General features: G+C 34.2%; 14 protein-coding genes. 6 read left to right on the top strand and 8 right to left on the bottom strand.

Going from position 1 to position 14,796, the window contains the following annotated elements:
- Nucleotides 1-33 precede the first annotated feature (33 nt).
- A complete protein-coding gene (locus tag ABEB18_RS05235; RefSeq protein WP_348798085.1) occupies nt 34-639 on the top strand; it encodes a hypothetical protein in 606 nt (201 codons plus the stop codon).
- Between the two features lie 232 nt (nt 640-871).
- Here the strand turns inward: ABEB18_RS05235 and ABEB18_RS05230 are convergent, their stop codons facing one another.
- From ABEB18_RS05230 to ABEB18_RS05205, 6 genes are all read right to left on the bottom strand, one after another.
- Nucleotides 872-1,924 carry a hypothetical protein gene (locus ABEB18_RS05230; RefSeq protein WP_348798084.1) on the bottom strand — a complete coding sequence of 351 codons (1,053 nt, stop codon included), beginning with the start codon at nt 1,922-1,924 and terminating at the stop codon, nt 872-874.
- 242 nt (nt 1,925-2,166) lie between these two features.
- The gene (locus tag ABEB18_RS05225; RefSeq protein WP_348798083.1) at nt 2,167-3,603 is read right to left on the bottom strand and encodes a gluconokinase; all 1,437 of its coding nucleotides are present in this window, start codon (nt 3,601-3,603) and stop codon (nt 2,167-2,169) included.
- Nucleotides 3,591-4,910 carry a gluconate:H+ symporter gene (locus ABEB18_RS05220; protein ID WP_348798082.1) on the bottom strand — a complete coding sequence of 440 codons (1,320 nt, stop codon included), beginning with the start codon at nt 4,908-4,910 and terminating at the stop codon, nt 3,591-3,593. Before ABEB18_RS05220 ends, ABEB18_RS05225 begins: the two co-directional genes overlap by 13 nt.
- Before the next feature lie 59 nt (nt 4,911-4,969).
- Nucleotides 4,970-5,869, bottom strand: coding sequence for a phosphogluconate dehydrogenase (NAD(+)-dependent, decarboxylating) (gene gnd / locus ABEB18_RS05215; protein ID WP_348798081.1), 900 nt, complete (start codon nt 5,867-5,869; stop codon nt 4,970-4,972).
- Nucleotides 5,870-6,057: 188 nt separating this feature from the next.
- Complete coding sequence (locus ABEB18_RS05210) at nt 6,058-6,498, bottom strand: LexA family protein (RefSeq protein ID WP_348798079.1); 441 nt, start codon at nt 6,496-6,498, stop codon at nt 6,058-6,060.
- Entirely contained in the window at nt 6,489-7,763 is a 1,275-nt protein-coding gene (locus tag ABEB18_RS05205; protein ID WP_348798078.1) for a Y-family DNA polymerase, read from the bottom strand. The genes ABEB18_RS05210 and ABEB18_RS05205 overlap by 10 nt, the downstream gene beginning before the upstream one ends.
- Nucleotides 7,764-8,053: 290 nt before the next feature.
- Here ABEB18_RS05205 and ABEB18_RS05200 point away from each other — a divergent pair, with 290 nt between their 5' ends.
- From ABEB18_RS05200 to ABEB18_RS05180, 5 genes are all read left to right on the top strand, one after another.
- Nucleotides 8,054-8,839 carry an L-fucose dehydrogenase gene (locus tag ABEB18_RS05200; RefSeq protein WP_348798077.1) on the top strand — a complete coding sequence of 262 codons (786 nt, stop codon included), beginning with the start codon at nt 8,054-8,056 and terminating at the stop codon, nt 8,837-8,839.
- Between the two features lie 33 nt (nt 8,840-8,872).
- Nucleotides 8,873-10,165 (top strand): L-fucose:H+ symporter permease, encoded by a 1,293-nt coding sequence (fucP, locus tag ABEB18_RS05195; RefSeq protein WP_348798075.1) that lies wholly within the window; start codon nt 8,873-8,875, stop codon nt 10,163-10,165.
- 55 nt (nt 10,166-10,220) lie between these two features.
- The gene (locus tag ABEB18_RS05190) at nt 10,221-10,985 is read left to right on the top strand and encodes an SDR family NAD(P)-dependent oxidoreductase (RefSeq protein WP_348798073.1); all 765 of its coding nucleotides are present in this window, start codon (nt 10,221-10,223) and stop codon (nt 10,983-10,985) included.
- Between the two features lie 24 nt (nt 10,986-11,009).
- Nucleotides 11,010-11,861 carry a fumarylacetoacetate hydrolase family protein gene (locus tag ABEB18_RS05185; RefSeq protein WP_348798071.1) on the top strand — a complete coding sequence of 284 codons (852 nt, stop codon included), beginning with the start codon at nt 11,010-11,012 and terminating at the stop codon, nt 11,859-11,861.
- 107 nt (nt 11,862-11,968) lie between these two features.
- Complete coding sequence (locus ABEB18_RS05180; protein ID WP_348798070.1) at nt 11,969-12,796, top strand: amidohydrolase family protein; 828 nt, start codon at nt 11,969-11,971, stop codon at nt 12,794-12,796.
- Nucleotides 12,797-12,823: 27 nt separating this feature from the next.
- Here ABEB18_RS05180 and ABEB18_RS05175 read toward each other — a convergent pair whose 3' ends face one another.
- Together ABEB18_RS05175 and ABEB18_RS05170 are read right to left on the bottom strand one after the other, a co-directional pair.
- Nucleotides 12,824-13,528, bottom strand: a complete 705-nt coding sequence (locus ABEB18_RS05175; protein WP_348798069.1) for an NUDIX hydrolase — start codon at nt 13,526-13,528, stop codon at nt 12,824-12,826.
- A 49-nt stretch (nt 13,529-13,577) separates the two neighbouring features.
- Nucleotides 13,578-14,243 (bottom strand): NUDIX hydrolase, encoded by a 666-nt coding sequence (locus tag ABEB18_RS05170; protein WP_348798068.1) that lies wholly within the window; start codon nt 14,241-14,243, stop codon nt 13,578-13,580.
- Nucleotides 14,244-14,796 lie beyond the last annotated feature (553 nt).

Raw genomic sequence — 14,796 nt, 5'->3', positions numbered from 1 at the left:
ATTCCTAAAATTAACCTTAATTAAACTATTAAAATGAAAAAACTAATTGTTGGCTTATTATTTATCTCGGGAGTTTCTTTTGGTCAAGATATCCAAATTGTAAAAGGGAACTTTGATTTTTTGAAGGATCAAAAAGAAATTAATACAGTTTTTGATTATAGTAATTTTACTATGATGAAAGAGAAAAAAACCGAAGCTCAGTATATCGAAGATCATAAAAAATATTTAGATGAAAAAGCAAAAGGGAACGGTAACATCTGGTACAAGAAATGGGTAGTAGCCAAAGATCAGATTTGGACTCCTAAGTTTTTAGAAATCGCGAATGTTGTTTTAACTAAAGAAAAGAAAGATCTAAATTTTCAAGAGGGATTAAATACTCGTTACACCTTAATTGTTCAAACCGTGTGGATTTATCCAGGTTGGGATGCTGGAATTATGAAACAACCAGCAAAGGTAACTACTAATTTAAAATTTGTCGAAACAGCTAATAAAGAGAATGTGGTATTGGAAATCTCAAGCGAAGAAGCACCTGGAGACCAATGGGGAAGTAATTTTAGTGATGAAACTAGAATTGGAGAAGGTTTCGCCAAAACAGCCAAAACACTAGCTAAATTAATAGCGAAAAAAGCTTTTAAATAATTGTAAAAAGTCTGAATTTAAATTCATTTAGATTCAGACTTTTTTAATGGTAAAGTGGTCAAAAACAATTGTATTTTTTTGTTTATCTCCAACTTTTGAAACTTAGCGATTAAAACCAGCAATCATTTAGGTTTCTTTATCGTTTTGATAATTATAAATAGGGGTCAACTTTAATTAAAAAGTTAACCCCTATTTTTTAAGCTGACATATTTTTTGGGATAGTGCTGTGTTTTTAATTTCCTAAGAAAACAGTATTTGCTCTATTACCGTTAGTTAAATCTGTGTTGATGTTGCCATTTTTCCACAATATTGCTGTTGTGCTATTTTCTTCGATTTGATTACCAGTAATATAAATATTATTCGGGCTTACATAAAGTGAACTTGGTATAATGCCATATGTTCCTTGTGTTAATACTGAAGGCACTCCGTTTTTCCATATTTTTCCAACATACCTTCCGTCTTCATATTCGGCTCCAATAGCATACACATCTGAATTGATTACAGAAATACCAGTTAGGTAAGCATCATTTGTGCCGTCTGTAATTTCGGTTCCTTCTCCGTTAATCCAAATTTTTGCTACATTATTTCCTAGAGAGCCATTTGCTAAATTCGAGTAACCTGCTACATATACGTTTTTGCCTGAAACAAAAACGGAGTTTGCTTCGGACTCTTTTCCATCAACACCAAGACTGGTGGCTACTCCATTTTTCCAGATCATTGCTACAGGCCAGTCATTAGAATGATTCGTTTCATATCCAACTACATATACATCATTGTTTTGTACAAATAAGGAGTTGGCTTTTCCTTCTCTTTCTAAATTTGAAAGAGTGCTTTCTACTCCATTTTTCCAGATGGTAGCTGCTGACCAATTGTATTTTGCTTTATTTATATAACCAGCTACATACTCAATATTATTTGATACAAATACCGAAGTTGCTACCGACTCTTTTGAACCATCAGTTAGATCGATTGCATTTCCATTTTTCCAAATTGTAGCTATATAATCATGATTTGAGTTTACTTGAAAACCTACAGCATACACATCGCTAGTTGTTGTAAAAACGGAATTTACATCTGAATTTCTTACTCCATCTCCTAATATTGTTGGTTCGCCATTTTTCCAAATTGTCGCTACTTTAATATCAGAAATTTTATCATGACCTCCCACATATATATTAGTTCCTTCTTGACTCAATGGGTTTGGTAATTCGTTTTCTTTGCTTTCATCATTTGAGCAAGAAAAGAATAGCAATGATAGTGTTAATAGAATTAATGATTTTTTCATTTTATAAAATTTATTTTTGGCAAATATATTTATAGGTGAAATTTCATTCATCACTATAAGTGATGATTTACAATATTTATAGCTGTATTTAAATCAAAAAGCAATTCCGAAAAATATTTTCAGAATTGTCTCTTACGATAAATTGTAAAAGATTATTCCTACAGTATGAGGTAAAGGGGGAATAAAAGAAAAAATATGTTTTTCAGGAAAGAGATTTAAGATTGCTTTGTTTTTGATTTGCTTTATAAATCTTTTAATGTAGTATATACTTTCTTGAATTTAAGAAACGAAGCGTTATATACTTGTTTGTTTTTGGGGTTAGGAAAGTAGGTCTTTCCAATTTTAGTTGGGTTTGTTATAGGAGTATTGATTGATTTCAAACCAATTAAAACAGCTCCCCAAGCCGATCCTTCGATGGTTTTGGTTGTGGCCACTTCCATTTGAAAAATATCGGCTACCATTTGAAGCCAGAATTCACTTTTTCCAAATCCTCCACTGACCATAATTGTAGTTTGTTTCCTTTTTTCAGTGTCGGGTAATAGAATTTCGGTAATTTGAAATAATCCAAACAGAATGCCTTCCAAAGTGGCTCTAACTAAGTGAGATTGGGTATGTGTGATTTGCATCCCTAAAAGTGTTCCTTGTGCTGATGCATCCCAAATTGGAGCTCTTTCGCCTAATATATAGGGAACAAAAAGCAAACCATCAGAACCGGCTGGAATTTTTTCGGCTTCTTCAAAGAGTGTTTCATAAGAATCGGTTGTTTTCAAAAATGTTTCCTTGAGCCATTGCAATACGATTGCGCCATTGTTTACAGCACCCAAAGTAAGGTATTGATTGTCTATCAAATGATAACATTGTGTTCGCATTCGTGAGTCAATAAAAGGTTTTTCTATAGGTAATCTTACGGCTCCGCTAGTGCCAATGGTCAAGGCTAAAAATCCTTCATTCATAGCTCCCGTACCTAAATTTGCCAAAGCGCCATCTCCACCACCAAGTACATAAACCAAATTATCCAAAAGACCTTTTGCTTGATGAGTAATATTGTAGATTGGCGGGAGTTGTTCAGGAGTTATTTTTAAATAGTCAAGTATTTCAGTATCCCATTCCAAAGTATGAATATTGAGTAGTCCTGTGCCAGAGGCCATTGATGTATCTGTAGCATATTCTCCAGTAAGATGATGCCAAACATATTCTTTTATGCCAATAAATTTATCTGTTTTACTAAAGATTTCGGGTTCATATTCCTTGAGCCAGGCTATTTTAGTAAATGGAGAAAACGGATGAATCGGGATTCCTGTTTTTTGATAAAAAAGGGATCCCTTTTCGGATTGTTTGATTGTGTTGGCAATCTCTTCGGCTCTATTATCTGCCCATACCATAACATCTGTAAGAGGATTTCCAGTGCTATCGACTGCAATTATGCTTTGCATTGCCGAGCTGAAACTGATGAACTCAGGTTGAATCTCTTTTGTAATTTCAGTAATGCATTTCAAAACAGTATCAAGAATTTCTTGTGGCTTTTGTATGCTCCAATTGGATTTTGGATGATACATTGGATAGGAGTAAGAAATTTGTTTGATTACATTTCCCGCTAAGTCAAAACATACTGCTTTTGTTGAAGTAGTTCCAATATCAATTCCAACATAGCATTTTTTTTCGCTTTCTATTTGATCCATAAGTTTAGTACTAAAACCCCAAATAATCCCATAACTCCAATAATAGTTTCCATAACAGTCCATGTTTTAAAGGTGTCCGAAACACTTACTCCAAAATATTCTTTGAACATCCAAAAACCAGTGTCGTTAACATGTGAACACATTAAACTTCCTGCTCCTATTGAGAGAACCATCAATTCAGGACTTACACCTGATGTAATTACCAATGGCTGTACTATTCCTGCTGCGGTTAATCCTGCAACGGTTGCTGATCCCAAAGCAATTCGAATGACAGTTGCTACTAACCATCCTAAAAATAACGGGGAGAGTGAAGATGATTTAAATAATTCGCTTAAATCTGTTCCAATGCCACTATCAATCAAGACTTGTTTGAAAACACCACCCGCAGCGATTATTAAAATTATCATCGTGGCAGAGCTTAGTGCGGAGCTTGATTTATCCATGATATCGTTCATTTTTTTTCCGCGAAAAATACTTAATGCTATTATGGCAAAAAGTACGGCAATCAACATTGAGATATTTGGATTTCCTATGAATAGTATAATCGATCGAAGTGTATTTCCCTCGGGCAAAAGTAACTCACATAGTGTAGCAGATGCCATTAGAAGAACAGGTACTAATGCTGTTAGGATACTAATTGTAAAGGATGGCATTTCGGATTCTGAGAATGTTTTACATTCAAATAATCCCTTTGGAGGAAAAGCTTTTATTTTTTTTATAAATTCAGGAAAAATGATACCAGCTGTTATCAAGGCAGGAATTGAAACCAATAGCCCATAAAGTAATGTTTTTCCAATGTCTGCTTTAAAAATAACCGCAATGGCCGTTGGACCTGGATGCGGTGGCAAGAAACCGTGTGTGATCGAAAGTGCTGAAGCCATAGCGATTCCAAGATAAATAATAGGTTGCTTTGTACTATTGGCTACAGCAAAAACCATCGGAATCAATATGATAAAACCAGCATTGTAAAACATCGATATTCCTACGACAAAACCTGTGATCACCATCGCCCATTTGATATGTTTTATACCAAAAGTGGAAATCATTACGGAGCTTATTCGCTGTGCTGCTCCGCTGTCTGAGAGCTGATTTCCTAAAACAACGCCAAAAGCAATAATTAAGAGTAAGGATCCCAAAGTACTGCCAATACCTTGCTGGAGAGAGTTGATTAAATCTGTAAAGGGCATTCCTTTGACAATTCCAACAAAAATTGCTGTTATAATCAATGAGATAAATGCATTGATTTTTGCAGCAGAAATTAAAATCAATAACAAAAGAATACTTGCAATTAGAATAAGTAATGACATGAATTATGATTTTATAAGCGATGATTGTTTGAAAAGTATGTGTTTTTTAAGAAAAAGAACTATTCGTTTTTTTCTACTGCATGACCACCAAATTCATTTCGGAGTGCAGCCACTACTTTACCAGAAAAAGTATCTTGCATTTGAGAGCGATAGCGCATCATAATAGAAAGAGCTATTACGGGTGTTGGGACTCCTAGATCTAAGGCTGTTTCTAAAGTCCATTTTCCTTCGCCTGACGAATGCATGATGCCTTTGATACCGTCTAGTTTTGCATCTTTTGAAAAAGCATTTTCTGTTAGTTCCATCAGCCAGCTGCGTACAACTGAGCCATGATTGAAAAGTTTTGCTGTCTTGTGAAAGTCGATATCAAATTCTGAATGTTCAAAGACTTCAAATCCTTCGGCAATAGATTGCATCATGCCATATTCGATACCATTATGAACCATTTTGGTAAAATGACCGCTTCCTGCGGCTCCAGTGTAGAGTGATCCGTTTTCGACAGAGATGTCTTGGAATACTTTGGCCACATAATCAAATACATCCGCATCGCCACCTATCATAGTACAAGCGCCGTTTAATGCTCCAGATGTTCCGCCAGATGTTCCGCAATCTAAAAAGTCAATTCCGTGTTCTTTCAGTTTAGAATAACGCCGTTTAGAATCGTGATAATTCGAATTTCCGCCATCTATAATAATGTCTTTCTGGGATAAAAAAGGAAGTAATGAATCGATAACGGAATCTACAATTTCTCCAGCTGGAACCATTAACCAAATGACTCTTCGGTCATTTAGTTTTTTACATAGTTCTTCAGCGGTATGAGCAGTTTCGATTCCTTCATTGGCAATTTTCGAAACAAATTCGAAGTTTACATCCTGAGCAACAACTTGGTATTGGTTTCTTTTTAAATTTAGGGCAAGGTTAAAACCCATTTTCCCTAGTCCGATTATTCCTATTTGCATTGTGTTTGGTTATTGTTAGACTTGTAAAAATATAATTTTAATTACTACAATAATACTCTTTAAATTCTGCTTTTTAACCAAAAATGTTAAATTATTTGAATCGGTTGCAATTAGGTAATCGATTGAATTTTAGTTATTTTGTTGTTCTAAAATAACAATTAGGAAGATTTTATTAGATTGCTGTTGGATTATACTTTTTTGATAACATAAGTAACCATTCCCCAAATGATGAGTTGGTTTTCTTCGGTGACTTTTATGGGTTTGTAATTTGGGTTTTCGGGCATTAGATATAAACAATCTTTCTCGACCTGTATGCGCTTTACGGTAAATTCTCCATCAATGCAACAGATTGCAATTTTGTTGTTTTGGGGTTCTAAGCTTCTATCGACTACCAAAACATCTTTGTCGTTGATTCCTGCATCGATCATCGAATTGCCTTTGACTTTGATGTAAAAAGTAGCCAATGGATTTTCGCTCAGTTCTTTGTTCAAATCTATGCAGTTTTCCATGAAGTCAGCAGCAGGCGAGGGAAATCCTGCCGAAACACCTTCGGGTATATAGGGTATCTGAGTGTCAGATTCAAAGTTAGGTCGAAAGAAAGTGAGTTTTTGTTCGTTGTTTATAGGCATTGTATTTCTAATATATCTTTAAAATCAGTGGTGTATTTTGGTGAAAGATGATTCTGGTTCATGCTCCAAGTTAGGTTTAAATTCTGACTGGCTAATTTTATTTTGGTGGCACCCATTTTGTGATTCAATTGGTCCATTACTTTCATCAATGCTTGGTGTTTTGGATTTTCTTCTTCAAATAATTGAAGTTGCTTGCTGTTTTCTTCAATCAATTCGGTAACAATAACGCCTGCTTTTTTGAATCGAATTCTTTCATTTCCTTTGAGTAGTTTTTTGAGTAGTTCTACAGCGGTGTTCGAAATAGTCAAAGTAGAATTGCTAGCATACGGAAGCGTCATTGCCATATTAAAATAATATTTGGAGGTGTTGACACTGTGTTTATCTACTACTAACATTACAATTATGGTGTGACAACAAGAACGTTGTTTGCGTAATTTTTCGGCACAAACAGAGGCAAATGTGGTTATGCGTTCTCGGAGCAAATCATAATCGGCTATTTGTTTAGGAAAACTTCGAGTAATCGAAATGCTCTTTTTTTGTTCGGTAATGGGTTCTAAATCTAATACTGATTTGCCTTCCAGTTCCGATTTGAGACGCAAACCTACAACTCCCATTTCTCTTTTAATCCAAGCTTCGTTTTGGGGTAGTGTAAAGTCTAAAGCAGTTTGAATGTTTCGTAGTTTCGCTTTTTTTGTTGTGCGATATCCTATACCCCAAACATCTTCGATTTTGGTCCACTTTAAGGCTTTGATGCGTTTTTCATCGGTATCAATAACATATACTCCTTGTGTTTTATCTTGGAATTTTTTGGCTATATGATTGGCAATTTTAGAGAGGGCTTTAGTTTCTGCAAAACCAATGCAAACAGGGAGTCCAACCCATTTTTGAATTCTCTTTTTTATTTGAAGACCATAATTATGATAGTCTGAAATGGTTAAACCATCAAAGTTCAAAAAAGCTTCATCGATGCTGTAGATTTCGATATTAGGGGTAAACTGAGATAAAATAGTCATCACTCGGTTGCTTAAATCGCCATATAGAGGGTAGTTTGATGAAAATACCTTCACATTTTTTTGATGAACCAGTTCTTTGATTTGAAAAGCGGGTACACCCATGGGGACTCCTACAGCTTTGGCTTCATTGCTTCTGGAGATTACACAACCATCATTGTTAGATAAAACCACAATGGGTTTGCCGTTGAGTTTCGGCTGAAAAACACGTTCGCAAGAAGCATAAAAATTATTACAATCGACTAAAGCATACATAGGGTAAAATTAAGGAATACAACCAGAAGCTTTTGGCTGTAGATCGTTAATTTTTGCTTCTGTTGATAAATTATAGCGAGTGTTTTTTATTTTATAGTATAGAGGTAAAAATGTAACTAATGTAATTTTTTTATTAAAATATTAGAATATATAAAATTTTAATAAAATATTTTTAATGATTTACAAAAATATATATTATACTTGTAGTCAAGTTAACTATAAGGAGTTGCTTGTGCTTTTACTAAAGATAGTTTGAGTAGAGCATAAAATAACCAATCAAATTACAACAAATGCAGTTATCATTAAATGATAAAATTATTATAGTAACAGGTGGAGCAAAAGGCATTGGCTTAGGAATAGGCAAAGTTCTGGCTGCAGAAGGAGCAATTCCTTTTATTGTGGGGCGTAACGAAATCGATAATCAAGCTGTAGTGAGAGCTATAGAGTCGTCTGGAGGAAAAGCGTTTCAAGTCGTAGCCGATTTGACAAGACCTGCAGATTGCCAATTGGCAATCGATACTATAATCGATCAATGCGGGCGTATTGATGGTTTGGTTAACAATGCCGGAGTAAATGATGGAGTGGGATTAGAAAATGGCAATTATGAATCTTTTATGGCATCGTTGCATAAAAATTTGGTGCATTATTATTTGATGGCTCATTATGCATTACCTTATCTAATCAAATCCAAAGGAGCCATTGTAAATATTAGTTCTAAAACAGCCGATACTGGCCAAGGAGGAACTTCGGCTTATGCAGCTGCCAATGGTGGACGTAATGCTTTAACTAGAGAATGGGCGGTCGAGTTATTGAAATATAACATTAGAGTAAATGCTGTGGTAGTAGCGGAGTGTTACACCCCATTGTATGAAAATTGGATTAATACTTTTGAAAATAAAGAAGAGAAATTAGCTTCTATAACCAACAAAATTCCGCTAGGAAAACGAATGACTACAGCCGAAGAAATTGCCAATATGGTCGTGTTTCTTTTGTCTGAAAAATCAAGTCATACAACGGGACAAATACTATACATAGACGGAGGTTATACACATTTAGATCGAGCTATTTCTTCCTAAATCAATCTTAGATTTATAAAAATGAATTCGGTTATGACAAAAAATCCATCATTAGAAGCAGTCAATGAGCATGTTGCTCAAGGAAACAAAAAACTGTTGTTTGCTTTTATTTTGGTAACCAGCCTTTTCTTTTTTTGGGGATTTGTACACAATCTCGACCCAATACTTATTCCTCATTTGCGAAAAGCATTTAATCTTTCGGACTTGCAATCCTCTCTTATTGATTCCTCTGTTTTCATTGCTTATTTTGCTATGGCTTTACCAGCAGGATATGTTATGCGAAAGTTTGGGTACAAATCGGGGATTCTTATAGGTTTGTTATTGTTCGGGTTAGGATCTATTTTATTTGTTCCAGCGGCCAATTCATTACAGTATGCTTACTTTTTGGGAGCTCTTTTTATTATTGCATGTGGACTTACTTTTTTAGAAACAGCGGCCAATCCGTATGTAACTGTTTTAGGTCCAGCGTCATCGGCAACTAGGAGATTGAATTTTGCGCAATCCTTTAATGGTCTGGCAGCTTATATAGCTCCTGCTTATGTTGGACCAATGATTTTGTCAGGTAAAAACTTGACACAACAAGAGATGGATGCAATGAGCGCATCAGAATTGAATACTTACCTTTTGGAAGAAGCGGCGAGTGTAAAGCTACCATATCTTGTTTTAGGTTTGATTATTTTGGCAGTCGCTGTGATTATTTACTTCACTTCTATGCCAGATGTAAAAGATAACGATACCATCAAGTGTTCAAGTTTTAAAGAGGCTTTGCAATCTGTTAAGCTCAAATGGGGTATTGTTGCTCAGTTTTTTTATGTGGGAGCACAAGTGTGTGTGGGTAGCTTTTTTATCAAAATGGCTACAACCACAGCAGGAATAGATGAGCATACGGCTGCAAAATATTTAGGTTTTTTTGGATTGGCATTTATGGTAGGTCGTTTTTTCGGAACTTTTGTAATGCGTTATATTGATGCGCAAAAATTGCTTTTGATCTATGGTATAATCAATATTTTATTGTGTATTTTGGTTATAACTGCCAATGGGATGCTGGTTGTTTATGGTCTTATTGGGATAGCTTTTTTTATGAGTATTATGTTTCCAACTATTTTTTCAATGGGAATAGAAGATTTGGGGCATAATACTAAAATTGGTTCGTCATTAATTGTGATGTCTATTGTTGGGGGTGCGTTATTACCTCCAGTATTGGGAATAATTTCGGATAAAACAGGAAGTATTCAAAACGGATATGTAGTTCCTCTAGTTTGTTTTGCTGTAATCGTTTTGTTCGCTTTTGTAAAAAAGAGAGACACATCAATTTCATTGTTTTGAAAAAATACAAATAGTTGATGTGGCTTTTTAAATAGGATAAATAAAAAAGAATAGTATGTTTTCATTAAAAAATAAAAAGGTAGTAATAACGGGAGGTGGAAGCGGGATTGGCAAAGCAATCTCTTTATTATTTGCCAAGCAAGGAGCAGAAGTGCATATTTTGGAGCTTTCTTTAGAAAATGCCCAATCTACAGTTGATGAAATCAATTTAAGTAGTGGTAATGTATTGGCACATGTTTGTAATGTGGCGAATCAGCAGGAAGTTGTAGCTACTTTTGAAAAGATAGGAAATATCAATATTCTTATAAATAATGCTGGAATTGCTCACGTGGGTAAAGTGGATACCACACCCGAAGCCGATTTTGATCGGATTATGAATGTAAATGTAAAAGGAGTTTATAATTGTTTGTACGCTTCAATACCACAGTTTAGAAAATCAGGTGGAGGTGTAATTCTCAATATGGCTTCAATTGCTTGTTGGGTTGGTATCCCAGATAGATTTGCCTATTCGACTGCGAAAGGTGCAGTGATGGCAATGACTTTATCAGTTGCAAAAGATTATATTCAAGAAAATATCCGATGTAATTCTATTTCGCCGGCGAGGGTTCATACTCCTTTTGTAGATGGTTTTATCAGCAAAAATTATCCCGGTAATGAAGCCGAAATATTTGATAAATTATCAAAATCGCAACCCATTGGGCGTATGGGTAATCCTGAAGAAATAGCAAAATTAGCTTTGTTTCTATGTAGTGACGAATCTTCGTTTATTACGGGTTCTGATTACCCAATTGATGGAGGTTTTATAAAATTGAACAACTAAATTAATACACAAAATAAATTAAATATGAAATTAATACGATTCGGAGAAGTTGGGAAAGAAAAACCAGGAGTTTTGTTAAATGATAAACGATTAGATGTTTCTTCTATAGTAGCCGATTATAATGAAGCTTTTTTTGAAAATAATGGAATCCAAAAACTCCAACAGGCTTTAAAGATAGATACTTCATTTCCTGAAGTAAGTAATGATGTTCGATTAGGCTCTCCTGTAACTAGACCTTCAAAACTTATTTGTATCGGACTAAATTATGTAGATCATTGTGAAGAAACCAATGCTCCAATTCCAGCTGAACCAATTATTTTTTTCAAGTCAACAACTTCTTTGTGTGGTCCCGATGATAATTTGATTATTCCAAAAGGAAGTGAAAAAACAGATTGGGAAGTAGAATTGGCCTTTGTGGTTGGTAAAAAAGCCAGTTATGTATCCGAAGCCGAAGCTATGGATTATGTGGCGGGGTATTGTTTGTTGAATGACTATAGCGAAAGAGCTTATCAGTTGGAACGTGGCGGACAATGGGCAAAAGGAAAAGGTTGTGATACATTTGCACCATTGGGTCCTGTTTTGGCAACTCCAGATGAGGTTGGAGATGTCAATAATCTGTCTATGTGGTTAACGGTGAATGGTAAGAAATATCAAGACAGTAATACTTCTAATTTGATTTTCAAGATTCCATTTTTAGTGCATTATTTAAGTCAGTTTATGACTCTTCTGCCTGGTGATGTTATTAGTACAGGGACTCCTCCTGGAGTAGGATTAGGAATTAAACCAGAACCTGTTTATGTAAAAGCAGGTGATGTAATTGAGTTAGGGATTGAAGGTTTGGGAACGAGTAAACAATTAGCGGTTCCGTATTCTTAATTGAAACAATATCATAAATCAATCAGCGGTATTTACTTTTCTAGTCAATAGATGATTTTAAGGAGATGCTGTTGATTGATTTTTTTTATTAATCTTAAATCGGATCTATGAAAATAGACAGCCATGTTCATTTTTGGAAATACCATCCAGTTAAAGAAGCTTGGATTACAGATGAGATGAAAACGATTCAGCGAGATTTTTTGCCTCATGATTTTGAAGCCATTTTGAAAACTAATGGTTTTGAAGGATGTATTGCTGTGCAAGCCGATCAAAGCGAAAACGAAACTCATTTTTTATTGCAACTAGCAGAAGCAAACAATTTTATAAAAGGAGTCGTTGGTTGGGTTGATTTAAAAGCCCAAAATGTTGAAGAAAGATTGAATTATTTTTCTCAATTCCAAAAATTAAAAGGCTTTCGGCATATTGTAGAAGCTGAATATGAAGCTGATTTTTTGTTGAATTCTGATTTTTGTTATGGAATTAGTAAGTTGGCTAACTATAATTTTACTTACGATATTTTAGTTTCTGCTAGACAATTAGAAACTGTTGCAACTTTTGTATCAAAATTTCCCAAACAAGTATTTATTGTAGATCATTTAGCAAAACCTAATATTAAAGATGCTGATTTTTTAGTTTGGGAAAAAGAAATTAAAACAATTGCAACATATTCAAATGTGTATTGTAAAGTTTCGGGATTAGTTACTCAAGCTGATTGGAGTCATTGGAAAAAGGAGGACTTTGAGTACTGCTTAGGTGTAGTGACCAAGGCTTTCGGTATAGAAAGACTTCTTTTTGGGAGCGATTGGCCTGTTTGTTTATTGGCGGCTTCTTTCGAAAAATCAACTCAAATACTTCAGCATTATTACAGTCGTTTTTCGGTAGAGGATCAAAATGCTTTTTGGAAAAACAACGCAATACGAGTGTATCGTATTTAATTATATTGTGTTAGCGAAACCGTAAATTTAGAACTCAAAATTGAACCCTTTTTGTGTTAGCTTTTCATAAATAGCAGGGTCAAATTTATATAATTTAGCTGCTCTATGAGACACATCTTGCTGTTTTTCGTCTAGTGCGACTAATAATTTCATGTGTAAAATTTTACGGCGAAAATTAGATTTGTCCAATTCGATTCCTAAGATTTCTTCGTACAAATGCATTAGTTGTAATAAAGTAAATTTTTCGGGCAACAAATTAAACCCGATAGGCGCTTGGCGTACACGGTTTTGTAATTGCATCAAGCTAAAGTTGAAAATTTCATTGTGATCAAAAATCAAATTAGGAATGTCTTTGATTTTGTACCACTTTGCCTCCCTTACCGTTAAGCTGGCTTTTATGTTGTAATCTTCTCTATTGACCAAAGTATAGTATCCAATAGTAACAACTCTTCTTTCAATTACACGTTTCGGGTCGGTAAAAGCTTTCAATTGTTCGAGATAAATGTTGTCAAGACTGGTCAATTCGTAAAGAATTCGATGAGCGGCATCATCAGCGCTTTCGTCTTTTTGAAGCCATCCTCCCAGTAATCCCCATTGTCCTATACTTTCTCCTTCGGCATGTTGTACTAATAGGACTTCAAGATTCTCTTTGTTGAAACTAAAAATAACACAATCGATTGTGATGCCATCGACTGCTTGTTTCTTGATTTCTTTAGTTACGTCTTTTGTCAATTTTAAAAGTTTTAATTTTTGAAATAGGTTTAGATGTTATATTACGATTTTAAAACTCAAAGTTAAATCCTTTTTGTGTGAGCTTTTCGTAAATGGCAGGGTCAAATTTATATAATTTAGCGGCTCGATGAGAAACATCTTGTTGTTTTTCGTCTAGTGCTACTAATAATTTCATGTGCAAAATTTTTCTGCGAAAATTAGATTTATCCATTTCAATTCCTAAGATTTCCTCATAAAGTTGCATAAGTTGTAGCAGGGTAAATTTTTCGGGTAAAAGATTAAAACCTATTGGAGCTTGTCGTACTCGGTTGCGAAGGTTTTTAATGCTGTACTCAATTATTTCATTATGATCGTATATCAATTTTGGGATTTCATTTATTTTATACCATTTGGCATCCGAAGCTGTATAACCCGCCTTAATGTCATAATCTTCTCTTTTTACCAAAGCATAATACCCTATGGTGATTACTCTTCTTAGCGGAAAACGATTGGGTTCGCCAAAGGCTTTGAGTTGTTCTAGGTAAATATTGTCCATACCTGTAAGTTCAGCCAATAATCGATGAGCAGCAGCATCAGTGCTTTCTGTTTTATTGATCCAACCCCCAGGTAGTCCCCATTTTCCTTTACTGATTCCTTCACCATGTTCTACTAATAGGATTTCTAAGATTCCGTTGTCAAAACCAAATATTACACAGTCAATAGAAATTGCATTCATAGAAGAATATTTTGAATATTGAATTAAGCTTTTATCACTCTTTTTTTCTTCCATAATAGTATAAAGATTGGTGCTAAATTAATTTTTTTTTAAAAAGTTATGCTGTTTGCAGAAAAAAAAATCATTTAACATTTAAAATTATGATTATCTGATTGCTATGATTTCTTTCTCTTAATTATTCTCTAAATCTATTTAATCAATTATTAACGGTATTCTTATATTCTTAGATGTAAGGTTTTGATATTAGTAATTCTGTAATTATTGTCGTTTTTTTTAATGATAACAAATATTTAATTGTAAAATTTTGTTAATATAAAAATAAGCCTTATACTTGTAGTCAAATTAACCATAACGTTATAGTTGATTTGACCAAAAGTACAAAAACATTATTAATGCACCAATGGATTTGAATGTTTGTAAATCATGTTAAAAAAAAGAAAGAGAAATGATCGGATTGGGAATAATGTGATTTGTAAAAAAAATAAGAAACTGTTGAGATATGAATTTGTTTCCTTGTCAAATTTTAATTCTTGTAAATGTGCTGAAAGATTTT

Origin of the sequence: Flavobacterium adhaerens (assembly GCF_040045115.1) — a bacterium.
Classification (GTDB): Bacteria; Bacteroidota; Bacteroidia; order Flavobacteriales; family Flavobacteriaceae; genus Flavobacterium; species Flavobacterium adhaerens.
The sequence above is the reverse complement of the archived record's forward strand: the minus strand, read 5'-3'. Positions and strand labels throughout refer to the sequence as shown.